The organism is Rhodobacteraceae bacterium M385, assembly GCA_025141835.1.
Taxonomy (GTDB): Bacteria; Pseudomonadota; Alphaproteobacteria; order Rhodobacterales; family Rhodobacteraceae; genus Gymnodinialimonas.
In genome coordinates this window covers 1,445,578-1,471,262 of the sequence record CP081102.1, presented here as the reverse complement: position 1 = coordinate 1,471,262, position 25,685 = coordinate 1,445,578, and the positions used below count along the sequence as shown (strand labels likewise).

Annotated in this window: 22 protein-coding genes; 6 read left to right on the top strand and 16 right to left on the bottom strand. The window is 62.3% G+C overall.

Annotated features, from left to right (window positions below):
* Nucleotides 1–94 precede the first annotated feature (94 nt).
* A complete protein-coding gene (locus K3728_07150) occupies nucleotides 95–1,012 on the bottom strand; it encodes a hypothetical protein (protein UWQ96986.1) in 918 nt (305 codons plus the stop codon).
* Nucleotides 1,013–1,336: 324 nt separating this feature from the next.
* Here K3728_07150 and rpsF point away from each other — a divergent pair, with 324 nt between their 5' ends.
* The 4 genes from rpsF to K3728_07130 all read left to right on the top strand — a co-directional run bounded on the left by rpsF (nucleotide 1,337) and on the right by K3728_07130 (nucleotide 3,882).
* Nucleotides 1,337–1,690: a 30S ribosomal protein S6 gene (gene rpsF / locus K3728_07145; GenBank protein UWQ96985.1), complete on the top strand. Its 354-nt coding sequence runs from the start codon at nucleotides 1,337–1,339 to the stop codon at nucleotides 1,688–1,690.
* A gap of 32 nt (nucleotides 1,691–1,722) precedes the next feature.
* The gene (gene rpsR / locus K3728_07140; protein ID UWQ96984.1) at nucleotides 1,723–1,950 is read left to right on the top strand and encodes a 30S ribosomal protein S18; all 228 of its coding nucleotides are present in this window, start codon (nucleotides 1,723–1,725) and stop codon (nucleotides 1,948–1,950) included.
* A gap of 12 nt (nucleotides 1,951–1,962) precedes the next feature.
* Nucleotides 1,963–2,580 (top strand): 50S ribosomal protein L9, encoded by a 618-nt coding sequence (gene rplI / locus K3728_07135; protein ID UWQ96983.1) that lies wholly within the window; start codon nucleotides 1,963–1,965, stop codon nucleotides 2,578–2,580.
* A gap of 93 nt (nucleotides 2,581–2,673) precedes the next feature.
* Nucleotides 2,674–3,882 carry a PQQ-dependent sugar dehydrogenase gene (locus tag K3728_07130; protein UWQ96982.1) on the top strand — a complete coding sequence of 403 codons (1,209 nt, stop codon included), beginning with the start codon at nucleotides 2,674–2,676 and terminating at the stop codon, nucleotides 3,880–3,882.
* Nucleotides 3,883–4,016: 134 nt separating this feature from the next.
* Here the strand turns inward: K3728_07130 and K3728_07125 are convergent, their stop codons facing one another.
* The 5 genes from K3728_07125 to tig form a co-directional block, all read right to left on the bottom strand.
* Entirely contained in the window at nucleotides 4,017–4,472 is a 456-nt protein-coding gene (locus K3728_07125) for a hypothetical protein (GenBank protein UWQ96981.1), read from the bottom strand.
* Nucleotides 4,473–4,719: 247 nt separating this feature from the next.
* Nucleotides 4,720–6,240 (bottom strand): hypothetical protein, encoded by a 1,521-nt coding sequence (locus K3728_07120; GenBank protein UWQ96980.1) that lies wholly within the window; start codon nucleotides 6,238–6,240, stop codon nucleotides 4,720–4,722.
* Between the two features lie 243 nt (nucleotides 6,241–6,483).
* Entirely contained in the window at nucleotides 6,484–7,008 is a 525-nt protein-coding gene (locus K3728_07115) for a hypothetical protein (protein UWQ96979.1), read from the bottom strand.
* Between the two features lie 78 nt (nucleotides 7,009–7,086).
* Nucleotides 7,087–7,746 (bottom strand): hypothetical protein, encoded by a 660-nt coding sequence (locus K3728_07110; GenBank protein ID UWQ96978.1) that lies wholly within the window; start codon nucleotides 7,744–7,746, stop codon nucleotides 7,087–7,089.
* A 260-nt stretch (nucleotides 7,747–8,006) separates the two neighbouring features.
* Nucleotides 8,007–9,332, bottom strand: coding sequence for a trigger factor (gene tig, locus K3728_07105; protein UWQ96977.1), 1,326 nt, complete (start codon nucleotides 9,330–9,332; stop codon nucleotides 8,007–8,009).
* 249 nt (nucleotides 9,333–9,581) lie between these two features.
* Between tig and K3728_07100 the strand changes: the two genes are divergently transcribed.
* Nucleotides 9,582–11,675 carry a protein kinase gene (locus tag K3728_07100; GenBank protein UWQ96976.1) on the top strand — a complete coding sequence of 698 codons (2,094 nt, stop codon included), beginning with the start codon at nucleotides 9,582–9,584 and terminating at the stop codon, nucleotides 11,673–11,675.
* Between the two features lie 6 nt (nucleotides 11,676–11,681).
* Here the strand turns inward: K3728_07100 and K3728_07095 are convergent, their stop codons facing one another.
* The gene (locus K3728_07095) at nucleotides 11,682–12,332 is read right to left on the bottom strand and encodes a tyrosine-protein phosphatase (GenBank protein UWQ96975.1); all 651 of its coding nucleotides are present in this window, start codon (nucleotides 12,330–12,332) and stop codon (nucleotides 11,682–11,684) included.
* Between the two features lie 101 nt (nucleotides 12,333–12,433).
* Between K3728_07095 and K3728_07090 the strand changes: the two genes are divergently transcribed.
* Nucleotides 12,434–15,916 carry a protein kinase gene (locus K3728_07090; protein UWQ96974.1) on the top strand — a complete coding sequence of 1,161 codons (3,483 nt, stop codon included), beginning with the start codon at nucleotides 12,434–12,436 and terminating at the stop codon, nucleotides 15,914–15,916.
* Here the strand turns inward: K3728_07090 and K3728_07085 are convergent, their stop codons facing one another.
* The 9 genes from K3728_07085 to K3728_07045 all read right to left on the bottom strand — a co-directional run bounded on the left by K3728_07085 (nucleotide 15,917) and on the right by K3728_07045 (nucleotide 25,665).
* Nucleotides 15,917–16,873, bottom strand: coding sequence for a sulfite exporter TauE/SafE family protein (locus tag K3728_07085; GenBank protein ID UWQ96973.1), 957 nt, complete (start codon nucleotides 16,871–16,873; stop codon nucleotides 15,917–15,919).
* Nucleotides 16,870–17,322, bottom strand: coding sequence for a hypothetical protein (locus tag K3728_07080; protein UWQ96972.1), 453 nt, complete (start codon nucleotides 17,320–17,322; stop codon nucleotides 16,870–16,872). Before K3728_07080 ends, K3728_07085 begins: the two co-directional genes overlap by 4 nt.
* 25 nt (nucleotides 17,323–17,347) lie before the next feature.
* Nucleotides 17,348–19,354, bottom strand: coding sequence for an FHA domain-containing protein (locus tag K3728_07075; protein ID UWQ96971.1), 2,007 nt, complete (start codon nucleotides 19,352–19,354; stop codon nucleotides 17,348–17,350).
* A 9-nt stretch (nucleotides 19,355–19,363) separates the two neighbouring features.
* Complete coding sequence (locus K3728_07070; GenBank protein ID UWQ96970.1) at nucleotides 19,364–20,041, bottom strand: hypothetical protein; 678 nt, start codon at nucleotides 20,039–20,041, stop codon at nucleotides 19,364–19,366.
* A 187-nt stretch (nucleotides 20,042–20,228) separates the two neighbouring features.
* Nucleotides 20,229–21,728 (bottom strand): protein phosphatase 2C domain-containing protein, encoded by a 1,500-nt coding sequence (locus K3728_07065; GenBank protein ID UWQ96969.1) that lies wholly within the window; start codon nucleotides 21,726–21,728, stop codon nucleotides 20,229–20,231.
* On the bottom strand, nucleotides 21,725–22,321 hold the full coding sequence (locus K3728_07060; protein UWQ96968.1) for an FHA domain-containing protein: 597 nt from the start codon (nucleotides 22,319–22,321) through the stop codon (nucleotides 21,725–21,727). Before K3728_07060 ends, K3728_07065 begins: the two co-directional genes overlap by 4 nt.
* Nucleotides 22,322–22,448: 127 nt before the next feature.
* On the bottom strand, nucleotides 22,449–23,015 hold the full coding sequence (locus K3728_07055; GenBank protein ID UWQ96967.1) for a DUF3726 domain-containing protein: 567 nt from the start codon (nucleotides 23,013–23,015) through the stop codon (nucleotides 22,449–22,451).
* On the bottom strand, nucleotides 23,012–24,697 hold the full coding sequence (locus K3728_07050) for a hypothetical protein (GenBank protein UWQ96966.1): 1,686 nt from the start codon (nucleotides 24,695–24,697) through the stop codon (nucleotides 23,012–23,014). The genes K3728_07055 and K3728_07050 overlap by 4 nt, the downstream gene beginning before the upstream one ends.
* Nucleotides 24,694–25,665 (bottom strand): dipeptidase, encoded by a 972-nt coding sequence (locus K3728_07045; protein ID UWQ96965.1) that lies wholly within the window; start codon nucleotides 25,663–25,665, stop codon nucleotides 24,694–24,696. The genes K3728_07050 and K3728_07045 overlap by 4 nt, the downstream gene beginning before the upstream one ends.
* Nucleotides 25,666–25,685: the final 20 nt, after the last annotated feature.

The following is a 25,685-nucleotide window of genomic DNA, read 5'->3' as shown; positions in this document are numbered from 1 at the left end:
TCGCAATGTTACACAAAACGGCACGCGCACGAAAACAGGCGGCCCGCTGTCGCGCACCGCCTGTTTCCTGATGTCTGTTGACGTCGATGCGTCGTTAATTCCGAGCGCGAATTTCCAGCTCTGCGTTGCATGTACCGCCGGAATAGACCCCCAACCATACATCCACACGCCCGTTCAGCGCATCGGTATCATAGAGCCTCAGCTTCGAATAAAGACCGCTGCCGCCGTCATCATCGAAGTAGTAGTTGCCCTGCGCATCGCGCACCAAAAGTGTGGTATCGCACGACGCATCCCGAACCCGGAACTCAAGCGAGCCGTAGTTGTCCATATCCGTCAGCGTCAGCGTGAACGTCGGGTTCGCGTCAAAATGCGCCCAATTGTTTGGCATACCGCTACAAGACCGCAGGTTGGTATAGCCAGAATAACGCACTTGATAAGTGTTATTCCGCGTCAGGTCCGACCCATCCGACGCAATTGGAATACCGTAGTAAGCCGTCGATGGACACCCGGCCGCAGGCGCGCTTGCCGAAGGCGGGTCGGGATCTGGATCAGGCACAGGATCAGGGTCGGGAATTGGATCAGGGTCCGGGTCAGGATCTGGTGTTGGATCGGGATCAGGGTCGGGATCGGGCGTGGGATCGGGATCAGGGTCGGGGTCCGTCCCGCCGCCTGTACCGGTGCCTGTACCTGTTCCTGTGCCAGTCCCTGTTCCTGTCCCTGTGCCGGACCCTGTGCCGCTTCCAGTTCCCGGATCACACGAGTATCCGCCAGTGCATTCTTCGCCCGCTTCGCCATCGGGCTGAACCGCCAATTGGCTGTCCCAAGCAGTCTCAAACAAACCGTCCTGCAACTCGCCCTGAATCTGGCCACTTTCGCTCGTCAGCGCCTCTCCGGTTTGGTTCGACACGGCAAGACCCAGCCCCACCAACAACGCCATAACCACGACCCAATCGACCGTCGCAGCGCCGTTTTCGTCCCTTACATAACATTGGTACGCCACGGGGGCCTCCATTCACTTGGCTCTTGGGGCATCCGCCCTTGTCTATTCTGGGCAAATTGGCCCATCCGTGCGCATTAGTCCGAATTCGGACGGCACAATCCGAGGCTTGTCTGCCAAGACATCATGGTGGAAATGGGGCAGAAACGCGCAAACCCTATGATCACTGGCCCAAAAGCCCTGACGCGGGCGACGAAAGGCTAGACATCCAAGCCGCACGGGCGTACACGCGCCCATCCTTGCTAAGATATTTGTTTGGCGTGATCCCTCGTGGCTGGGGGGCAAGGATTGAAATGCCCGGCCTTTGAAACGCGCCCGAAACGATGAACTGGAGTTCCCATGGCTCTCTACGAGCACGTGATGATTGCGCGTCAGGACCTGTCCAACACGCAAGCCGAAGCGCTGAACGAGCACTTTGGCACCGTCCTCGCCGACAACGGCGGCAAGGTCATCGACACCGAATATTGGGGTGTCAAAACAATGGCCTACAAGATCAACAAGAACCGCAAGGGTCACTATTCCTTCCTGCGCACCGACGCCCCGTCGGAAGCGATCCAGGAAATGGAACGCCTGATGCGCCTGCATGACGACGTGATGCGCGTTCTGACCATCAAGGTTGACGCCCACGAGGACGGCCCTTCCGTCCAGATGCAAAAGCGCGATGAGCGTGAACCCCGCCGCGAGCGTCGTTGATTCGACCGCCTTCAGTTTGAAAGGACATCAAAATGGCCGCTAAACCATTCTTCCGCCGCCGCAAGACCGACCCGTTTGAGGGCGAGAACGCGCCGAAGATCGACTATAAAGACACACGTCTTCTGCAACGCTACATCTCTGAGCGTGGCAAGATCGTGCCTTCCCGTATCACCGCTGTAGGTGCCAAGAACCAGCGTGCGCTTGCAAAAGCAATCAAACGCGCCCGGTTCCTCGCCCTGCTGCCCTACGCCGTTAAATAAGGAGCGCACATCATGGACGTTATCCTTCTGGAACGTGTGGCGAAGCTGGGACAAATGGGCGAAGTAGTCTCTGTCAAAGAGGGCTACGCGCGCAACTTCCTTCTGCCGCAAAAAAAGGCGCTCCGCGCCAACGAAGCCAACCTGAAAGGCTTTGAAGCCCAGAAAGCGCAACTTGAAGCGCGCAACCTGGAAACCAAAGCCGAAGCTGAGAAGCTGGGTGAGAAACTTGCTGGTCAGCAGTTCATCATCATCCGCTCTGCTTCCGATTCCGGTGCGCTTTACGGCTCCGTCACCATCCGTGACGCTGCCGAAGCTGCTACAGCCGAAGGCTTCACCGTTGATCGTAAGCAGGTCGCTTTGACCGCACCGATCAAGGATCTGGGCATTCACACGGTCAACGTCAATCTGCACCCCGAAGTGCAGGTCGAAATCGAGTTGAACGTGGCCCGCTCCGCGGAAGAAGCCGAGCTTCAGGCATCGGGCAAATCCATTCAGGATCTGGCCGCTGAAGAAGAAGCACAGGCAGAGTTCGAGATTGCAGAGCTGTTCGACGACATCGGTGCCGCAGGCATGGACGATGACGACGACGCCCCTGCACCGGCGGCAGAAGAAGCCTCTGACGAGGACTAATTCCGCCGATCTTGGCACTTCACGAAAAAGTAGGCCGTCTCCGCAGGGAGGCGGCCTATTTGTTTAGGCAACAGCGTTTTCCAAAGGTCCATCATGCTTCGCATTCTGTCCGCCCCTCCTCTCCTCGCTACGCTCCTCGCAGGCGCCTCCATGGCGCAAGAGGCCCCGGTAGACGACGGCACCGGTAATTTCGACGCCTCTGTCGCGGCGTTTACCGGCCAGACCGAAGCGCCCGAGATCACCTCCGGCATCACCTTCGACGAAGAGGTAATCAGCGGCACCCTCGCCCATCCCTGGGGGCTGGCGATCCTGCCTGACAGCGCGGGCTATATCGTGACCGAGCGCGGCGGCACCCTGCGCCACATCACCCGCGACGGCACCATGGGCCCTGAAATCAGCGGCGTGCCGGACGTGCGCGCGATCCGACAGGGCGGTTTACTGGACGTGGCGCTGGCGGCGGATTTTACCGATAGCCGCGCCATATTCCTCACCTATTCCGCCCGTGAGGGCCTTGCCGCCTCGGCCACGGCGCTTGCCCTCGCAACCCTGTCGGAGGATCACACAGCATTGACCGACGTGCAGGAACTCTGGCGGCAAACGCCCGCTTCGGCGATCCCCGCGCATTTTGGGAGCCGCGTGCTTGTGGACGACGAAGGCTTTGTATTCGTCACCACCGGCGACCGTTTTACACCGGAAAACAGGGAATTAGCCCAAGATCCCGCGTCCGCCACCTATGGCGTCACCATCATGCTGCAACCCGACCACGACCCCGCCACGCTGGACTTCGTCGACGGCGCTCTACCCGGCGTTCTCACCTACGGTCACCGCAATATCCAAGGGCTCGCCATCCAGCCCGATAGCCAACTGGTGTGGACGCTGGAACATGGGCCCGCGGGCGGGGACGAGCTGAACGTGATCGAACCGGGCGGCAACTACGGTTGGCCCGTCGTGAGCTACGGGGTGAACTACAACGGATCCGACGTGGGTGACGGCGAACAGGCCCACGCCCCCGACTTCATCGAGCCGCGCTACTATTGGGACCCCTCCATCGCGCCCTCGGACCTGATCTTCTATGAAGGCGAGATGTTTCCTGACTGGCAGGGCGACATCCTTCTGGGGGCTCTGGCGGGGCAATCCTTGGTGCGGCTGGACATCGACGGCACCTCGATCATCGCAGAGGAGCGCTTCCGCACAGGCCAAGGCCGGGTGCGCGACGTTGATGTCGATGCCGAGGGCGCGATCCTGATCGTGATAGATGACGACCCGGGCGCCCTGATCCGCCTGACCCCCGCCCCTGAATAACGGGACGGCGGGTGGAGCGTGGTATGCGGTTTTGCCGGGGCAAAAGCGCGGACCCGCGTCACCGCCTCCCCGACCGAACGCAAACGGCCCGCCGAAACTGGCGGGCCGTTCTTTAACACTATCAGTGAGTTAGATCAGAATGTTTCCATCTGTAGCGTCGCGCCACACAGGTTGGTGCCGTAGGTGCCGACCCAGATGTCGTAAACGCCGGAACGTGGGTTCGACAGGTTCACCAGCGGGTTCAGGTTGCCCCAGCCATCGTCGTTGAAGTACCAGTTGCCGGACGCATCGTTCACCAGAAGAACTGTATCGCAGGAGCCGCTTACGCGGATCTCGAGGCGGCGATACTGCTCCAGACCGTCGATCTGGAACTCGAAGTCAGGGCGAGAGATCACGTGGCCAGAGTGGTTCCAACCGCAGTTACGCAGGGACTGGTCTCCGCCCGCCGTGACCGAGTAATGGTTTGGCGTCCAAAGGTCCTGACCGGTTGTGTAGCCTGTCTGCACACCTTGGTTCTGCCACGCGGGGCAAGCGGCGGCGACGCCAGCGGTGGCGACAAGAGCGAAGGCGGCGGCGAGAAGCTTTTTCATAGTGTTACTCCGAAATTTCTTTTTCTTAGAAGGGGTTTAGGTCGTTTGGTGTTTCAGTTTGTTGCTAGGCGTTTCGTGTCATTTGCCTATGAACGGACTATCGCTTTCACCGAGGAAATTTGAAAGGCTGGAATTCCTTACCTGTCTTTAACCTGTCGCCCGTGCGCCCCAACTCCCTGATCCATAACGGAAAAAGGGCGCGGTCACCTAAGACCACGCCCCTATTCTTGTCAAAGAAGCCTCTGGATTAGAAGTTCCAGGTCTCCAACTCGATCTCACCCTGACACGAGATGGATTCGCCGTAGGAGCCAACCCAGATATCGACCCGGCCATTCAGCGCGGCCGTGTTGGCCAGGTTCAACTCAGGCTGGAAGCTGCCGCCCGAGTCGTCGTCGAAGTGCCAGTTGCCCAAGGCATCATGAACCAAAAGCGTCGCGTCGCAATCGCTTTCAACTTCGATCTCCAGGCGACCATAGGTCTCCATCCCCGAGAGGTAGAGGGTGTAATCGGGGTTAGCATACGCCACGCCCGTGCTGCTTGGAATTTCCGCGCAGGTGGACAAAGCCGTCGCGCCGCCGACGCTGATCGGGAAACGATCTGGGCCGTAAAGCTCGGACCCGGTGGTGGTGATAACCGTGCCTTCAATCGCTGTCGTTGGGCACCCGGCTGTTGGCGTAGGTGTGGGGACAGGTGTTGGCGTGGGTGTGGGCGTTGGCACTGGCACCGGTGCAGGCGTTGGTGCAGGCACAGGAACCGGCACAGGCTGCGGTACGGGCTGTGGGACCGGCTGAGGCACCGGAACGGGCACAGGCTGCGGCGTTGGCGCTACGGCTACAGGGATCGCCTGAAGCGTGAAGGTGCTGGGGCAAACCCGGTCACCATAGGTGCCGACCCAAACGTCAATCCGGCCATTCAGGGCCGCTGGATCAGAAATGTCCAACTGTGGCTGCAATTGGCCTTGGCCGTCATCGTTGTAGAACCACTGGGTGTTGGCGCCGTTCACCAGAAGCGTGGAATCACATTCCGCGTTCGCCAGAAGGCGCAGGCTGTGGCCGTCCATGCCCGACAGGGACACCGAGAACTGAGGCACCTGGCTGGCGTAGCCGCCACCTTCTACACCGGGGCAATCGCGAACACTCGTGCCGCCGGTGGCTTGGGCCACATAGGACAGCGGCTGAAGGATCTGGCTCGCGTCAAAGGAAAGCGCGGGACCGGGAACTTCCCATGTGGGGCAGGCGCTGGCCGGAACCGGTACAGGCTGCGGGACGGGTTGTGGGACGGGCTGAGGCACAGGCACGGGAACCGCGCCGCCACCCAAGGCCTGAACCGCCAGCGTCGCGGGGCAACCGCCGCCAGCAAAGGTGCCGATCCAGATATCGACGCGGCCGTTACCGGCGCCCGCAGGAAGGGTCAGGCCGGGCTGCAAGCCGTTGCGGTCATCGTTGAAGTACCACTGGCCGTTGGCATCGTTCACCAAAAGCGCCGGGTCACAGCTAGAGGTCGCCGTCACGTCCAACTCGCGTCCCGCCATGCTGGTCAGGTTCAACGTCAGATCAGGGGCCGAACGGAACTGCCCATAGCCCAAGGACCCCAGACCACATTGGTCCAGCGTGAAGTTACCGCCTGCCGTCACCGAGAACCCTTGGGGGTTGCCGATCTGAGAGGCATCGTAGCTTAGCGATCCGGTCGAAAGTTGATAGTTGGGGCAAGCCATTGCGGCACCGCCCATTGCAAACATTGCAATCGCGCTCGCAGTCATAAGACGCATGGTGTTGATTTCCTTCCTGTTTGGGGACTGGCGAGGGGTGCCTCGTCCGCCTTAGTTCGTCGTAATGAGATCAATCATATTGTTAAAAACGTTCCCGCAGAACTGCGGAAACCCTGACCTTCCGTGTGCCAACAACACGTTAGCCGGGCGAACGAAATGACCAAAGCTTTTTTTATCCAATGGGTCAAAAGGCAAAACCGCCCCCTGATCTGCAAGGGGCGGTTGCCTATATTTTAGGGGTGTTTAGATGCCGAACAAACGCTGCCACAGGCTCAGGCGCGGGGCCTCGGCGCTGGGGCCGGACTGAATCACGGCCGTGTTTGTGCCGTTCACAACGAAGGTGTTGCTGCCCGCGGGCGCGGCCTCGGCGGCGTCGGCCATCATGGCAACAAGGCCCGTGCCCGCCTCGGGTTCTGCAACCGGGGCCACACGCAAGGCTGCAACCTCGGGCGCTGCGTCTGGCGTCACGATCCGCGCGATTGAGCGGCGCGGTACAGGCGCGATGGAGGTCCGGGGCGCAAGGCTACGTGTCTCAGGGGTCAGGGCCGCGATCTGGTTGGCCAGCGCCGGGTTCATAGCGGCGCCAACGGTACGCCCGTCAAACAAGGCAGACATATCGCGGGGCATGTTCGCCATCGCGGGGGCGTTACCCATGTTCAGACGCGCCGCGAAATTGCCGGGGTTCAGGATGCTGTTGATGTCTTGCGCCGCAACCGGGGCGGCGAGGGTAGCGGCCATAACGGCCAGAAGGGGAAATGTGCGTTTCATAATTTTTCTACTCGAATGATGTGGAAGGAAAGGAGCGCCCTGCCCCGGCAAAATCACCGGGGCAAAACGATGGAGAGGTTAGAACGACCGCCACGGAAAGCCATGACGCGGCAGCATGTGGCGGGGCATCACGGACCGGGGCACCACAGCGCCCGGCGTATTCAGGCGGTGATAGAAGCCCGAGAGGTCATGAGCACCGGGCACAACGGGCCGGGGCAGCGTCACCTGCGGAACCGTGGCGCGCGGCAGCGTCGGGAACACATGCCCAAACTGATGCGGCCGGGGCGCGATGATGTGAGGCACTCCGTGAGGGGTCGTGTTCCAACCGAAAAGGCGATGGGGAAAGGGCGCAACAGGGCGTGGCGCGGGCAGCGCCTCAAAATGCTCCTCCAGGGCAGCGACATAGTCTTCGCGGTCCTCGACCAACTGCGCCAGACGCTTTTCAGCATCTGCGATGTGGCGCGGGGTCCACTCTGGCACAATGCCACCTTCTGCGGTGGCGTGCTCTGCGCCACAATCCATCCCAAGGGTCTCACACATCTGGGACAGGCGGTGGAAGGCGGGCATGGACAGGATATCGGCCCGGTCAAGCGCATCGCCCAGAAGCGGGGGATGGGGGCCGTGGTTGATGATTGCGGGTTCGAATGAGGGCGTGCCATGGATGACGATCACGTCGGCATGGGCGGCAGCGGAAGCCACCGTCAGGCCAATCGCCACGGCGATGGGGAATTTAAACATTGGATTAAGCCTTTGAGTTAAAAATGGAGGCGGAAAGAAGGGACGAAGTAAGAAAGCGGTGTTGAAAATAGTGTCGTAAAAAATGCCGGGGATCGGCTGTGGGATGACTATGGCTATAGGTCAGCCTGATACTCAAAAGCGGGGCCGCGTTATCCGATAACAAGGCGCTCTAACCCCAGTAAAACATGGGCGAGGCGCAACAAAAAAGGCGCCCCCCTGAGGGACGCCCAAATCTTGCAACCAGCCCCTGAGGGCGGCAATTATTCTTCGTCGAGCGCGTCTACAGCGGCCTTGAGATCATCCTTGGAGACCTCTTTCTCGGTCACTTGGGCCATCTCACCGATGAAATCGACAACTTTGTCTTCGAACAGAGGCGCACGGACCTGCTGTTGCGCGGCCTGATTCTGCTGAATGAACTCGAAGAACGCACGCTCTTGACCGGGGTACTGGCGGGCTTGGTTCATGATCGCTTGGGTCATCTCGGCGTCGGAAACGGTGACGTCGTTCTTCTGACCCAGCTCGGCCAGCAACAGACCCAGCTTCACGCGACGCGCGGCAAGGGACTTGTGCTCGTCGGTGGTTTCGATCTCGGGGTGGTCGTGGCCTTCCACCTCGGGGTTTTCTTCGTGCCACAGCTGATGCGCGATCTGGCCCGCTTCGGCATCCACCAACGAGGGCGGCAGCTCGAAGGACACAACCTCGTCCAACTGGTCCAGAAGCGAACGCTTCATCACCGCGCGGGCAGCGCCGGTGTATTCGGAAGCCAGACGCTCGGTGATCTGACCCTTCAGGGCGTCCAGATCTTCGGCGCCGAATTTCTTCGCCAGCTCGTCATCCACTTCAGCGGCGACAGGCTTCTTCACCTCTTTGATGGTGCAGGCGAAAACGGCGGCTTTACCGGCCAGATGCTCGGCCTGATATTCCTCGGGGAAGGTCACTTCCACGTCTTTGCTCTCGCCGGCTTTCACGCCAACCAGCTGTTCTTCAAAGCCGGGGATGAACTGGCCGGAACCGAGCTTCAGGGGGAAATCTTCGGCGGAACCGCCTTCAAAGGCTTCGCCGTCCACGGTGCCGACAAAGTCGAACACAACCTGATCGCCGTCGGCTGCTTTGCCCTTCTTGGTGGCGAAGCTTTCAGCGTTCTCGGCCAAGTTGGCCAGCGCTTCGGTCACTTCTTCCTCGGACGGGGTCACAACCAGCTTTTCCAGCTTGATCGCTTTGTAATCCACGTCAGGGATTTCAGGCAGCTTTTCGTAGGACATGGAAACAACGATATCGTCGCCTTCCTTCCAGTCTTCGTTGGTCATTTTGACTTCGGGCTGCATCGCGGGGCGATCGCCGGACTCGTCAAGGTGGCCCTGCATGGCCTCATCGACGGATTCCTGCATCGCTTCGCCCATGATCCGGGGGCCGAACTGCTTTTTCAGCAGCGCCATCGGGACTTTACCCTTGCGGAAGCCCTTCATCTCGACCTCGGGGCGCGCTTCTTCCAGCTTGGTGTTCACGCGGGTTTCCAGATCAGACGCGGGAACGGTGATCGTGTATTCGCGCTTCAGGCCCTCGGCCAGGGTCTCAGTGATTTGCATGGGGCATCCTCTTTGCAGCTCTCGCGCGCGCTTGTGTACGCGCGGGCATAATCGTCTTGAAAATCGCGCTCCTTCTATGGGCGGAGGGGCCGATACGCAAGGGGGACGACGTATCGCGCCGGGACGCACGCGCACATTTGCGTAAGGTTAACCTGACGTTTACAAATTGAGCGGGGATTCGCCACAATCCGCACACGGGTCCGCGCGGGCCCTGCCCCACCCGTAACCCGCCCGAAGGCCTGCTTTTTCATGTCTGACGATCCTGCCAAAACCCGGATCTTGCCCGACGCCCCCGCCGGAGAGCTTCCCGTGGGCGCAGAGTTGAGCCAGGGCATGTATCGGATCACGGGCCGCATCGCAGCGGGCGGTTTCGGCATTACCTATGAGGCGCGCGACAACCTCGACCGGAAAGTCGCCATCAAGGAATGCTTCCCCGCGGGCCTTGCCCTGCGCGCGGGCGATTTCACGGTATCGGCCGCCAGCGCCTCCACCGCCGAGCCGTTCGAGACCGCCCGCACGCTTTTCCTGCGCGAGGCCAGAACCCTCGCCACCCTGCGTCACCCCAATATCGTCCACGTCCAAACGCTGTTTGAGGAAAACGGCACCGCCTATATGGCGATGGATTACGTAGAGGGGCGCGATTTGCAGCATGTCATCACGCACGAGCCCGAGCTGCTGACCCCCGCCTATATCATGGAGCTGACCCGCGCCCTTCTGGCCGCGTTGGACTACCTTCACCGCGATGCGCCCGAGCGCGGCAAAGAACGGCTGCTGCACCGCGATATCAAACCCGCCAACATCCGCATTGATCCCCTCGACACGCCCGTGATCATTGATTTCGGCGCGGCGCGGCAGGAAACCAAGGCGCAAAGCCGGGCCGCTGGAACGTTCCGGGTGGTGTCCGACGGCTATTCGCCCAATGAGTTCTACGTGCCCGGAACCGATCAGGGCCCGGCCTCGGACCTCTATTCACTGGCCGCAAGCTTGTACCATTGCATCGCAGGCGTGGCCCCGGCGGCGGCGGATATGCGGGCGCAAAAGGTCTCGAACGGGGAAGAGGACCCCTACCTGCCCCTCGCGGGGCGTTTCCCGGCCCATGATCCGCGCCTGTTGTCTTTGCTGGATCGCGCCCTGTCGCGGCCCCTGCGCGACCGTCCCGCCGATGCGCAGGCATGGTTCGCCGCCATTCCCGATGCGACCACGCGGATCATAGCACCCGTGGCGGCACCGCCCGCCCCGGATGCTCCTGCCACCCAGGGCAACACTTGGAAGGGCGCCGCAATCGCGGGCGCCTCGGCCCTCGCGCTGGTGGGGGTGGGGGTCTATGCGCTGAGCGAGCCGCCCGCCACCGACGCGGAATTGCGCGCGCAACTGGCCGCAACCCAAAGCGCCATGACCGAGTTGGAAAGCGAATTGGCCGAGATGTCGGACACCGCCGATGCCCTGCAAGCCAATGTGGACGCCGCCACGGACGCCCGCGACCTTGCCACCAACCGCGCCGATGAACTGTCGCGCACCGTCAGCGACCTGCGCGCACAGCTTCGTGCTGCGGGCGAAGGGGAAGGCGAGCAAACCCGCGTGCTTCGCAGCCAGTTGAACCAAGCGATTGCCGATCAAGGCGCGGCGATTGATGCACAGCGCACACTAGAAGCCCAGATCATGGATCTTGAGGCGCAGATCGAAACCCTCGGCACTCAAGCCACGGATGCCAGCGCACTGACCGCCGCGCTCGCTGCGCAAGAGGCCGCCGACCGTGCCGCCACCCGTGCACAGGCCGATTTGCAGCGCATGGCCGAAGACCTCGCCACCGCCGAGGCAGAGGCCGATCGCCTGACCATGGCTCTGCGCGAGGCGGAGGCCACGATTGACCTGATGGCTGCCAACGCGACCGTCCCCAACCCCGGCCCTGCCACGACCCCAGCTACCACCTGCCCCGCCCCCGGCATATCCGGCGAGGAATTGCGCTTCACCGGCACCGATATCTACAGCCCCCAAACCCTGCATACGCAGGCCGGCGGCACGATTGACCTTGGCGCCTGCGCGGACCTGCCGTTCAACGCCGTAGGTTTGGTGCATGAGACCCCAAATTATACGCTATTCCTGTCCGAGATGGCCCAATTCCGCCGGGTAGAAATGCAGGTCGTGTCGGTTTGTGACACGACGCTGCTGGTGGCCGGGAATGACCGGGTTTGGCAGTTCGACAACGACAGCAACGGGGGCATTCTACCGATGCTGAACCTGACGGGCGCTGAGGCCATCGACGGGCGTGTCGATATCTGGATCGGCACCACCGATGGGTCCACCTGCACCGCTGATCTAGAGGTGGAAACTTGGCTTAACTAAGCCGCTTCAAAGGCTTGCGGGATCGTATTCAGTCTCGACCCATTCCCGCAGACCGATCGGGGCCTTCGCAACACGCGCTTCATAAGCCTCAAGCACGCGGTCCAGAACCCCGGTTTTGGAGGCGCGGATATGCAGGTGCTTGAACCCAAGCGCACGCTTGGCCTCGTCCACGGGTTTCCCCTCCACATGGATCGCCCACATCGCCGCCGCAAGGCCGGTGCGATCCGCCCCTGATTTGCAATGGATCAAGGCGGGCAGTTGGATCGTATCGAAGGTATCCAACAGCCGCAGCAAAGCATCGGCGCTTGGTGCTTGGCGGGCCGCAAGGGGCACGTTTCGCAGGGTCAGGCCAAGGGCGTCGCAGGCTTCTGCCTCAAACAAGTGTACCGCGTTGTTTGCAGGGCGCAGGCTGATGACCTCAACAATCCCGCGCGCTTTCCACCGGGCCAACGTTCCCGCGTGGGGATGATTGGAACGATACAAGCCCTCAGCAATCTGGCCTTCGTTCGTCCAGCGTCTTCGCAAAATGCCGTGGTCCACCATGTTGGCGAAAAATTGGCCCTGCCACCGCCCAAGGGCGCTATCAATTTTCTGGTCGTAGCGGCGGGTCACAACATCCCACGCGCCAAGCGCTTTTTGCGAAATACTCAACGACATGCCCCCCACTTGTTGCAGGGCAGCCAAGATTGCAAGCCCTGTGCGCCATCGAGGCGAAACACCCGTTTACACCGCCCTGCCCGCCGCGCGACAATGGGGCAATGCCAAACGCGCCCTCCACCCCGCGCGGCCCCGATGCCGTCACCAAACTTCTGCCCGCCGGAGAGCTTCCGTCCGGGTGGAAACTGCTGGAGGGCCAGTATGAAATCGTGCGCCTAATCGCCTCGGGCGGGTTCGGGATCACCTATCTGGCGCGTGATACCTTGGGCCGCGATGTGGCGGTAAAGGAATGCTTCCCCCTAGGGCTGGCCCAACGCGCCGCCACCAGCCACGCCGTCAGCGCGACCTCGGCGGGCACGTCCGAGCATTTTGAGACCGCACGGGGCCAATTCCTGAGGGAAGCCCGCATGTTGGCGGGCCTAAACCACCCGAATGTGGTCCACGTCCAAACCCTGTTCGAAGAAAACGGCACCGCCTATATGGCGATGGATTTCATCCACGGGCGCGACCTGCACGAAGAGATTGAGGGCGACGCCCTGCCGCCATCGCGCGTGCTGGATCTGGCCCGCGATCTACTGGGCGCGTTGGAGTATGTTCACGCCCAAGGGGTGCTACACCGCGATATCAAACCGCAAAACATCCGCATTGATCGGTTCGGGATGCCGATGCTGATCGACTTTGGCGCGGCGCGCGCTGAAACTCAGGCCCGGTCTCGCATGGCGGGGACGTTTCGCGTTGTTACCGATGGCTACTCGCCCCACGAATTCTATGTCTCGGGCGCCAAGCAAGGCCCCCATTCGGACCTTTACGCATTGGCAGCCACGCTGCACCACGTCATTACCGGAGCCGCGCCGATTGCCGCCGATGAACGCGCCAGCGCCATGGCGACGGGGCAAGCTGATCCCTATGTCCCTATCGCCGACGCCCATCCCGAATTTGACCCGCGCCTGCTGCACCTGATCGACCGCGCCCTGCGCATGGTCCCCGATGAACGCCCTGCGGATGCTCGTGCATGGTTAACAGCGTTAACCGATCCCTCAACGGCCCCCTCCTCTGCCCCGCCCGCCGCCGCCCCCGCCCGACTTTTGGCAGGTGTCGCGATTGGGGCGCTTTTGGTGGGTCTGGCTGGGGCGGCGATTTGGGCGCTGCAACCGCCATGGCTGTCTCCGGAAATGCCGGAAATGCAGGCGCAGATGGGGCAGTTGGAATCCGAGCTTTCGGGGGCCAACGCCGCCCGCTCCGCCGCCGAGGCCCGATTGCAGAACCTGGAGGCCACCTTGACCGAGGCAGAGGCAGAGCTGACCCGCCTGGAAGCCGCCGGCGGCGACATGAGCGCCACCTTGGCCGAGCTAGACGCGGCCCGCACAGCCCGAGATGCCGCGACCGCGCAAATCACTGAACTGGAAGGGGAATTGGCCGCCCTCACCGCGCTTGCGGCAGATTTGGACGCGGCGCGATCCGCCGCAGAGGCCGCCGCAGAACGGGCTGATGCTGCCGAGGCTTTGACGGCAGAAACCCAAGCCCGATTGGTTAACGCTGAGGCTGCGGGCCGCGCCCTCTCCGCCGAAATCACCGAGTTGGAAGCCGACAGCATCGCCGCCCGCGCCCGCGTCGCGACCTTGGAAGCAAGCCTGGCAGATGCCACAAGCCGCCTGGTGGAGGCCCGCACAACCCAGGCGCTTTTGGCCCGCGCCGAGGAAGATTTGGCCGCCGCGCAAACGGCCCTGAACGCCGCCACGATCCGCGCCGCCACGCTCGACGCGCAGCTACAACAGGCCGAGGCCCGAGGCGCCGAACTGGACGCCGCGCAAACGGAATTGCGGGCGCTGGAAGCATCGCTTGAAAGCTCCGAAGCGGCGCGAGAACGACTGAACGCGCAAATCGCCACCTTGGAAAACGCGCCCCTGCCCAATTTGGCCGAGATCGCCGATTTGCGCGACCGTGTCAGCGTGTTGGAAAGTGAAAACAATAGCTTACGCGGCCAGATTTCCGCGTTGGAAAGCACAGAGACAGAGCTTCGAGAGGCGCTGGAGATCGCGGAAAATGCCTTGGCGGCGGCCCTGCAAGCCTCGGTTGAGGCGCGGGGCGATTGGGTGCAGCAAGCCACCTTGCGCGCCCCCAACGGCACCTTCGCTTTGCTGCCGCGCTTCTCTTGGGACAACCGCCGCATCGCCGCCGTGGACAGCACCGGCGGCATCGCGCTTTATGATCGGCAAAGCGGCGAATATGAGGCCCACCTTGCCCGCGGCATCCCCGACACTGTGGTGCGTTTGGGATTTTCGGCTGGGGGGTCGTACCTGATTGCGACCACGCCGGACGGCACGCCGAACCGCCTGTTTGATGTGCGAACCCGCCGGGAAATCCTGCGATTTGAGCCGGTCACTGTCACCACCGCCAATCGCGCGATCAGTACCGACGAGCAGTTCTTCGTTTTCACCCGCGCCGCCGGGAGCGGACAGGTTAACGTCGTTAACACTTCGCTCGGCTCCTTGAGTGACCCCAATGCCACGCCCGTGGAACGGATCATCACCTCGGTCCCCGAAGGCACGCCAGTTCGCATCGCCTTCTCAGAAACAAGTAACGAAATCAATATTCTAACCCCCTCGGGCGTCAGGGTCTTTGCGCCCGATGGGCGGCTACTGCAAACTGCGGCTAACAGCATCGGCGCGGTCGCCGCGTTGTCGCCCATTGGGGGCGACCAAGGGTATTTGGTGCTTCACGGCAGCGGCGAAGTAATGATCTACAACAGCCTGATCGAACAGGAGGTCGTCGCCACCGTCGCTGCGCGGGCCGCCTATTCCACCTATCGGTTATCGGGCGATCGGCTCAACTTCCTCCGCGCCAATGAGGAAACCTGGGAGGTGATCGACCTTCTGACAGGCGGCCTGCGCGGCAGCGGCCCGATCGAGGAAACCGCACGGGGCGCGGCGCTGTCTATCTCGGCCGATGGCACGATGATTTTTATCGGCGCGACCCAGGGGCACACGGCGCGGTTGCTGGACGTGGCCACGGGCCTTGAAATCCGGGATTTCGGCACCGCCGCGCAGGGGTATTTCAGCTTCGACAACAGCTATCTCGCCACAGGCCGCGCCGATGGGGGCGAGGCCGAAATTTGGCGCATGGGGGTAGAGGAAACTGCCCCGGACCTGCGAGATTGCGCGGTGATTGACCGGGCGATGGATGGCATTCCGATCCTGCCTAACTCTCTGGAACGGCAGCGTATTTTTGACGTAGAAGCTGGCGGTGACGTGGCGCTTTTGCCCTGTGCGGACGCGCAGGATGCCTCTCTCGCGGCGGCGTTGGAGAGGGTGCAACTGGACCTCTCGGTCAGCCAAGCGCCCGATGTGGCGATCAACATTTTGGGCACCGCGCGCGACTACACGTTGCGCGTCACAGCCGAAGGGATTTGCAACCCCGTTGTCGTCGCCCGGTTCGGCGAAAGCTGGCATTTCGGCACGCAGGGCACCCCCCTTGCCCTACCCGATTCAGGCAACGCGACCCGAGCGTTGGACGTATGGCTGGCGACGCCGGAAGGCGTGACCTGCGACGCGCGGATCACCCTTGCCGGGGGCGAAGATGGTTAACTAACCAAGCAGAAGGTAGAGGCTCGATCCGATGATCCAGAGCGATGCCAATGTCTTCAGCCACAGCGACCCCAACACCTGTGCAATGCCCTTAGCCAAGGCTCCGCCGATGATCGCGCCGGGGACGGCGATCAAGACGATTTCGGACCTCACAAGGCCCGCCAAATACCCCTCCCACACGCCGCAGATCACGCAGACGACACTGACCCAGACTGCCACGGCGATGGCAACCCTCGTTGGGAAACGGCGCAATATCAGATAGATAGCAAGGAACTCTCCGATCCCGACGGAAAACAGAGCCGTCACGAAACCACCGATTACGCCCAAGGCCAGCAGCACCCAAAGCTCTTTCGGGGATACCCAAATCTTGCGGTCCTTGGCGGCGTTTCGGCGCTGCATCCAAGCAAAAATCAGCAAGGTGATCCCGAGCAAGAGGGAGAAGACCTTGAACCACCCCAATAGCGCCGCGCCGTCCAGCTCTAGATAGAATTGGGTTAACAACAGCGCCGGAATGCCCGTCGCCAAGGGTGTGAAGGTTAACGCCATTAACGTTTGCGCCGAGACCCTTTCGTCCCAGGCCAACACGTCCTTCACGAAAATCCCGTGCGCCCATGTCAACGCCCCCACAGACATGCCAAAGCATTGAATCGCAAAGGAAACCGCAACGGCTTCCTCGGGTTTCAAAGTCGCGATCTGCAACAAGGCAGGCGGCAGGGAGATGCCGCCCTCCTGCAAAGCGGTGAAGACCGGCACGAAAACCACGCCGCCCCCCGTGCCTGTCGCGTTGGCAATGATCGCGCCCGCGACGCCCACAGGGAAGAAAAACCAAAGCCCCAGAACCGTGCTGAGCGCCAAGGCGCTGTCCCAAAACAGCCACCCATAAGCCGCCAAAAGCACCGCAAGATGGATCGGAATCCATGCCTTCACAACAGGCGCCATGGCAGAGGACCGGGTCACAGCTTCCCCCCCAACTGCCCGCCCTTGAAGCGCCAGCGAATGAAGAGGACCTGCATTGGTCCCAGTAGGGCTAAAAAGGACGGCACGAAGACCAACGTGAAGTGCCATGCCGGAGTGCTGATGGATTGAAACGCTGCCTCGGGCAGGAACGGCAAAAGCCCGGCGCGGGCGACGAAGTAGACGATGGCGAATTCCACCCACGAAAAGAAGGCTTGAAACGCGAAGGGCCAATCGCGGTCCCACCGCAGGGTTTGGGCAAATATGTAAACCGGATCGAGCAGCAGCCCGCAGCCCGTCACGGCGCACAAAAACCATAAGTAGATCTGGATCGCGGGCCAGTTCCACGTCCAGCCAACTTGCGCCATCCCGAACAATAGAGTGACGGGTAACGCGATGAAAAGGAAAAGAAAAAGTCGCGTTTGCAGACGGCCCGAGAGGGTGGGAATCATAGCGACACCTTTGGATTGGGGCAGGTCATGGGCGGCGTCCGATCATCCATTTACTCCACCCGGCAAACGACCGAAATGGGCCAAGATTGCGCACCTTATGCTGCCGCTCTGCCACCAGATGATCGACTGACCGCAGCGCAGAATATTGCAGGCCCAGAAAGCTATCGACGGCCAGATACGGCCCCCCCGTGGTGATCGTGCCCGCCGCATAAACGCGACCCGTGCCATTGCGCAGCCCCTCAATCTCGAAGTTGGGGGAGCAGGCAAGACCTGTGGCATGCCCCTGCTCGGGCGTGTCATCGCGCAAATGGTAGGCATGGTTGCGCGGAAGGTCGTAGACATCCAGCAAATCCGCCAGCAGAGGCGATCGGCGGATGTCGGCAATTAACCCTGTACAATCAATAAGGTAGTCGGCGTTGATCTGCTCTGCATTGCCGTCCACTGTGGCAATCTCAACCCGCACGCCAGAAGGTTGTGCGCCCTGCGGCGGCAAAGGATGCAGGGTGCGAATCGTGCCGAAAACGGGCCTGTACCAGCCTTCTTCGGTGCCCCGTTCCACCAGCGTTAACCAATCGGACCGCTCTGCCGTGGTGGTTCCCCCTAGCTGGTTCAGCAGCACGCCGCGGGTCGGCGCGTCGGCCTCTTGATAGAGCACCCGCAGATCACCACCCCAACACGATTTGGGCCAGTTAAACGGCTGAATTTGCACGTTATTCCTCGCCAGCCTGCGGGCATTTCGGAAGCTGGCCCCGTCGCCTGCGCCGATGGGGCTGCGCATCGAGTGGATGATGCGCAGGTTAGGATTTTTCGCTCGCGCCTCGTGCAGCCTTTGCAGAATACGCGACGCCACAATCCCCCGCCCGCGCACCACGACTTGCACCGGACCGCCGCGTTTTTCAGCCTCGGCATAGATCTGGTCGTGGGGCTCGTAAGCGTTGGCAACTTGTGCCCGAGACTCGGGATGATTTGTGATAAAGGTCTGGAAATCATCAACAAAACGGGTCGCGGGGTAGCCCGTGGCGAGGTGGATGACATCGGCCACCATATAGCGATTGCGCGCCTCACCAAGGGCCTCTCCGCCCCAGAGCTTGTAGGCCACAGCATAGCGCCCGTCGGTGGTCTTTCGCAGGCCCAAAACCTGCGCCTTAACCAACATTTCCGGCCAACCGATGCGGGTGGCCTCCCGATCGAGGCTGTCAAAAACGTCGCCGGCCCGCGGGGTATAGGATTGTGCCAGAGTGGGTTCTGCCAACACCTGCAACACGCCCAGATATCCGGTGCCTTTACCCACTTCACGCAGCGCATAGCCGGGAAAGCCCCAGATATTGTCGGGACGACTAAGCGAGTTTGAACGCAGCCGCTCGTGGTCCGGTATCTGGCTGTTTTTGCAGTACCTTTTATAAGTCTGATAACAGGTCGTCTCAGTCCCGATCACTTTGATATCCGCCGCCGCCACCCCGTAGCAGCGCAGGTGGTCGACCCAAACGAAGCTGCCCAGACCGCCGCCGACGGCACAAAAACGCACCTCCTCCACCGGGTTGCCCGAGGCGCGGAGAGCCTCAACATTCACCACCTCACTCGGGCCAAATTCCGCATCGGGAAAGCGGCGGCGCGACGGGGGCGGCGTGGCCTCGTCGGAGATGACCAAGCGGCTCACAAGGCTCGCGTCGACGGCCTCGGATCCGATGTGAGTGACCCGCGCGGCGTCCTCGGACGGGCCCAAAAGCTCTAGCAACCAGCCCGGGATCGACACCTGATCGCCGACCGACAGCGCCACGTCATCGGCCCGCGTGCCGTTCACATAGGTGCCGTTGGTGGAGCCTTCGTCGCGCACGCGAACCTCTTGCGGGCTGAGCACCAAGGACATGTGCCGCCGCGACACGGCCTCCCCCGCCAAGGGGACATCTGCATCGTCGTTTTTGCCGATCAGGAAGCTGCCTGCGTCTTCACACAATAAAATGCGCGACGGGCCCATTGCATTGCCGTCAATGCCGATCTGGCGGACCCGAAAGCGGACAGGAAACACAATCATCCCAACACCTTAGGAGTGAACCCAATAAGAGGTGCCATCCCCCAAACGTTGCCCGCAATAGCGGCAATTTTCGCCCGGAAGGTAGGGGTTCAGCTGGCGGCAAGCGGTGTTGGTGCAGCTCAGCCCCTTGCCGTCTTCCGCCGACATGATCCGCAGCATTTGTCCGCGGATTTCGACCGTATCAAGGTGGTCCATCGGCACGGATTCGTCCGCATTCAAGGCGCGGCGATTGTGGGTGACTTCGCCCGTCACGCCGCATATCGCCTCGATCCCGCCCGCCCCATCGGGGCCAACCATGACAAGGCAAGTGGTGCCTTCTGCACGGGCCGCTTCCAACGCCGCGCGGGCCGCGCCGGGGCGGCGGCGCATCAGCACTTCCGCGCCATTGGCCACCAGGGAAATCGAGACACCGTCAAGGTCCAACGCCTTCAACCGCCCGGTCGATGCGCTGTCGTAAACCAAATGCAGCGGCTGCCCGATCGTGTCCACCTGCGCGATCTTTGGCGCGCAAATCGTGACCCTCAGCACTACAGTCTCAAACACGCGCATTGCACCGGGTGCCATGCGCACCGTACCGCCCCGGCCAAGCGCCACCGGGGCCGTACCCGCCTGCCCGATCTGCGCCACCCCGTTCGAGGAAATATCCGTCACCACCAGCACCCCGTCCGGTCCCTTGGCGATGGTCATGTGTTGACGTGAAAGGGTGCCGAATCCCTCCCCAAAATGGAGGGTTTGCCCGTCCCCCGCGCTGAGGCGTCCAGTATTTTCAGCTCCGAAACGACCCATTTCGACCGGCAAGCGTAGCGTGTGTTGACTTAGGAGCACCGCATTCGTGGCGGTAGAAGAGATTGATATTTCAACGGTATCGTCCATCTCAGCGCCCCCGTTCCTGCGGCGCGACCCCGCGCAGCCCGCGTTGCGACTGCAAAACAGGCGCGGGGGTTGCTTCGGGGGACGGCGCGTTGATCCCTTCGCGCAAGGGCACCACAGAGGAGGGCCCGCTGAAAGGGATTGTGGCGGCAGTGGCCGTGCCAGTGGCGAATTTATCGGGGACGGAGGGGGGCGAGATCGCCTCGGAAATCTCGGCGGTTGGCAGGGGCAATGGGGTCGCGCCGCGGTCCAGGGCGGTGGGCGCGGCGATGGCCCCCAAGGCCCCGGATGCGTCTGCGGGGGCATCGCCCATTGGCACCGCCGCAATGCGCGCGCCGGAGGCTCCGGGCGCAGAAGGCGCAGCGACTGGTGCGGGCGTCGGGGCCGGAACCGAGGGTGCGGCAGTCGGGACCGGGGGGGCTGCAACTTCGGGCGCGACGGCAGCGATCTCTATTGCGGGCTCATACGTGGGCGCGATGGCAAGTTCCGGCCCGTTCACTATGGGCACGCCAAACATCACCATCCCCAAGCCCGCCGCAGCCGCCCCCCCAAGCACACCCGCTGGTAGCACCCATCGCCGTCCGCCGGCGGGGCGTGGCACGTCTGTCGGGGTCTGCGCTCGGGGTGACGCCCCGGCGGCGGGCGTCCCGACAGCCCGTTCAGACAGATCGCCCGACGCTGCTACCGTCGCCGCTGCCGTCGCCGTGGGCACCCCTACCCGCGCTGCATCTCCCGAGGTCAATTGCAGCACCAACAGTGCCGTGTTGTCTTGCATCGGATCAGCGCGGCCTTTCAGGGCTTCGATCAGCGCCGCCGCGATATCCGCGCTGCTGCCCCCCTGCCCCACGATCCGTGAAATCTCTGCGTTATCAAGGTACTGCAAACCGTCCGAGGCTTGGATCAGCACATCACCGGGGTCCAGGACCGTTGCCGTTTTCGGCACGTCCGTCGCCTTCAGGCTCCGCCCCATCAGCACCGAGGTCAGCGCATTGCGATCGGGGTGGTTGGCGGCCTCTTCGCGGGTGATCTCTCCGCTTTTTGCCATCTGGTCGATGACCGGCGCCATGGAGTGATCTTCGTTCAACTGCCGCAGCGCCCCCTCCCGCCAAAGGTACAACGGACTATCCCCGACCGAGGCCCAATAGAGCCGGTCCTCAAAGATCACCGTCGCCAGAAACGTCGCGCCCATGCCCTGCAACCGCCGATCATCGGCGGCGCGGTCGCGCAGGACATCATTGGCCGTGGTGATGGCGGAGGTGAGTTCCGAATGCAGGGTCTTCTCCAACCCCTCCCCATCGTGGATCAGGAATTTCAAATGGCTCGCTGCGTCGATCACCACCAAGCGCGATGCCAAATCGCCTGCCGCATGGCCGCCCATGCCATCGGCCAAAATCGCAAAGCCCCGGTCCACGCCGCCGTGGAAATCCGCCAGCAGCGTATCCTCCTGATACGGGCGCGCACCTTGCCAAAGAGCGGTGGCAACATCGTAGCCAATCGCGCTCATGTATCGGCCCAATCGAAGTCGGTGCCGCAAAGGGCGATGAACCGCAGCGTGGTGGCCCCGATACGGATGGTGTCGCCGTGGGTCAAATCATGGGTCGCCAGAACCGGCGTAGCGTTGAGCCGCACAAGGTTGGTCTTCCCGGCATGAGTGATGAAAAAGCGCCGCGCTTCATCGTCATAGGTGACATAGGCGTGAGCGTCGCGGCTGATGCTGGTGTCGCCGAAATCCAGCTGCACATGGGCGTCATCGCCGCGCCCAATGGCGTTCATGCCCATGGTCAAAACGCAGGCCGCGCCCTTACCCGGCCCGGAAACGACCACCAACCAGCCCACGGGGGGATGTTCGACCGCACCCCCCTGCGCTTGCGGTGCGTCACGCCCCGCGGCGAACCCCAAAATCCGGGTCTTGGGCCGCGCATGGCCCGAGGCATCGCGCCCGCCAGAAGCAGCCTCGGCTGCACGGGGCGCGTCCTGTGGGCCGCCCACCTGTCGCGTCGCTCCGCCCATGGCCACAGGCGGTACAGGCGGCAAGGCGTTGCCGTGGTCCGGCGCATCGCCGAAATCATCGTCTGTCAGGATGGGTTTCTTGACCATCGGCGTCCTCTGGGTGTGGTGTTCGAATTGGTAACACACTCCGCCGGAAGTTGAAGGAGTTTGCGCAAAAGGGCGAGTGGTGGAAACCCTTAGTGCCGCGCCCTTCCCCGTCACGCGGGTGTGAGCGTTAATCGTTATCCGACAGCCCCGCCCCTGCCCCTTGCGCGCGACGTTGGTCGGTTTCGGGGGCATAGGTGCGGGCTGCAAAGCCCTGCAACGCCGCAAGGGTTTCAGCGGATATCTGAGTGCGGGAGAGGACCGGAAGACAAGCCGTTTTGCGGTACACCACTTGGATGACCTGAGGGCCATAGGTGGCGTTTACAGGCATGATATCAACGCCATAGGGCGACAAGTGGGCCAGAAAAGGTCGGAGCAATTGGGGCGCGTAGACGGGCCCAACCAGCCCCTCTGGCACAAGGCCACTGTCGGACAGGTAGCCGCCCGACGCCAGCGGACACAACGCGCCCTCATCCACATGCGTCGCGTCCGGCAAAGCGCCCACAAGCGCCGCTGTGCTCATGCCATCCGTGGCGCGTAGCAGGGCCACCAACGCCTCTGCCCCCGCCAAGCCGCGCGCGCACAGCCACCTGACTGCATGGCCCGCGTCCTCTGCCGTGCCAACCGCGCGGCCTGCGCCTCGGGTTGCCTTTGCGCATAAGGATTGCAGCTCCCCCAATGATAAATCCTGGGTCATAGCGCGTTGCCTTTAAGGGGCGGATAGCTCCAATCATCCGCGTCAGTGTGGGGCAATTCATCGGGGAACGGTGCGTTTTGAAACATGGTGATGCGCAGCCAACGGTCCGAGCGGGGATCAAATCGCGTGGCCCCAAAGAAGCTGAGCTTCGCGCGAAGAAGATCAATCGGCGCCATATCCGCGTGGGTCATGTTATCGCGGATTTCTGCGTAGGGATGGGTGGCTGCCAGTTGCAGGCGGCGCACGGTGTGGCGGTGCTCGGGATGGTGCAGCAAAAACGGTGCGATGGGCCCTGTGTGCTCGGAAAGATCGGCATAAAGACGGGCTGCATCATGGGCCGGGCACAAGGCATTTGCGTAGGCTTCAAGCGCCTCTTCCGTCCGCTCCCCCAGGCGCGGTTCCAACTTCTCTTCCGAGGTGTACCAAATCCGGGCAATGGCCTCGGGCGTGGTCCAATCGGTTCGGAGGGCGGCGGGGTGAATCCGCTCAATCGACGCGGCAAGGGTGGCGATATCCATTTGCCCCTCTAGGGGCTGGGGCGTCTCGTCGGCAGCCATGGTGTTGGCCGCGTGGTCGATCAGAGGGCCATAGGGCTCGAGCAGGAGAGAGGCCAATTGCTCCTGCCCCTCAAGGCCCAAATGCGCCTCTGCCCAGTGCCAGAGCGCATCCCAAGGGCGGGGTTGCGTAAAGTCGAAGGCGGCGAGATGAGCGATCAGCGCCGCCATATCAGCGCGAAGTTGCGTCAGTTTCGCCTGCTGGATCGGATGGGCCGAGTGCCATTCGCGGGCGTTCAACGCGGCACGTTCCGTGAAGTCGCGAAAGGTCGCCACCTCGTGGTTTGAGGCACGCGACAGCCCGCGCACCTCGGCCAGCGCCCATTCGCGGGCGGCAAACCATTGGTGGATCAACTTGGGGTGGTTCACCAGAAACGGGGCCATCCCGAGGCCAGTGGAATTGCCGATCCCGAAGCGGCGCTTCAGGTCTGGGTCCAGCTTTGCCGCCGCCTCGTTCTGCGCCCGCGCCATGTGCTCCACCAAGTCCATCACAAAGGTGCGGATCAGGTAGACAGTCAACATTTCGGCCTGAAACGGGGCGTTCAATTCGGCCCGATCGGCGATCACGGCGCGGTCCGCGGCCCCGAATTTGGCCGAGCCATAGACGGCGGTGGTGCGCATTAGGTAGCCCACGTCGTCAATCAACATAGCGTCAGGTTGCTGGCCCTGCGCCAAGGCATCCACCACATGGTCCCACAGCCGGACAGAGCGGTTGGCCCGGCTCAACGTCAGCACCTTTTCCGTCACGCGGCCCGCTTCCTGCCTTGGCACATTGGCGCGTAAGTCGCTGATTTCACTTGCCGTTGGCACGCCGTCGAACAGCACAAACGTCGCATCCCAAGCGGTGGCAATCACCCGGTCACTGCGTTGATCGGCGGGCAGATTGTGGGCGAAGGCGACCAGCGAGTAAGCCCGTTCACGGGTGCGGGCAGTGTAGACAGCATGGCCCTCGCCCGTTTTATCCACGTCCCATTCGGGGCGGAAGAACTGCCAGCCCTCGGCCTTCATCCGACGCAAGAGCACCCGCATGAACGACAACCGCGATTGATGCATGGAGCCCATGCGCGCCAGCCGCATCACCACTTGCGGGTCACGCAGGGGGATGGGCTTGCGGGGTTGCGCGGTCATTGCGGGACGAAGTTCTTATCAAAGAACGCCAGCCAATTCCCCCCCATGAGCGCCGCGACCGAGGCCCCATCAAACCCCACAGCCCGCAAGCCATCTTCAATGTTCGGGAAGTCCGCGTTGGACCGGAACCATGCAGGCTGCGGTGGGAAACCCGCGTTGTCCTTGGAGCCTTCACCATAGTCGATCTGCTTGGTCCAACGTCCCACGCGCATCCACTCTACCACACTGTCGGGCTGGTCTTGGCACAGGTCGCTGCCGATGCCGAAATGCGCGATCCCGTAGCGAGAGACCATGTCCATCATCGCGCCACAAAAGCTATCCAACTTGCAATCGCTACCGCCCTTAAGATGATGAGGATAAAGGGAAAACCCCATCATCCCGCCGCCGGCCACGACGGCCTCGATCACCGGTGGTTTCTTGTTGCGGCGGGCCGGGTGCCAGTCGTAGGGGTTGGCATGGGTGATCGCGATGGGGCGCGTGGAATGCTCTGCCGCCTCGATGGTTGATCGGTCGGCGGAATGGCTCATGTCCACCACCAGCCCGACGCGGTTCATCTCGGCAATGACTTCACGGCCCATGCGGGTCAACCCGGGGTCTTCGGCCTCGTAACAGCCGGTCGCCAGAAGGGATTGGTTATTGTAGGTCAGTTGCATGAAACGCAGCCCAAGGGTGTGCAGGATCTGCACGAGCCCAATGTCATCCTCGATCGGGCTGGGGTTCTGCGCCCCGAAGATAATCGCCGTGCGCCCCGATGCCTTGGCCGCCACCACATCTGCGGCCGTATGGGCGGGCACGATCAGGTCGCTGTGATCCTCAAAATAGCGGTTCCAGCGTTCTATTTGCAGGACGGTTTCGCGAAACACCTCGTGGTAGGCGATGGTGACGTGGACCGCATCAAGCCCGCCTTTGCGCATCTCCTCAAAGATGCGGCGTGACCAGTTGCAATATTGTAGTCCGTCAATTCTCATGGGGCGAGTTGATCCATCCT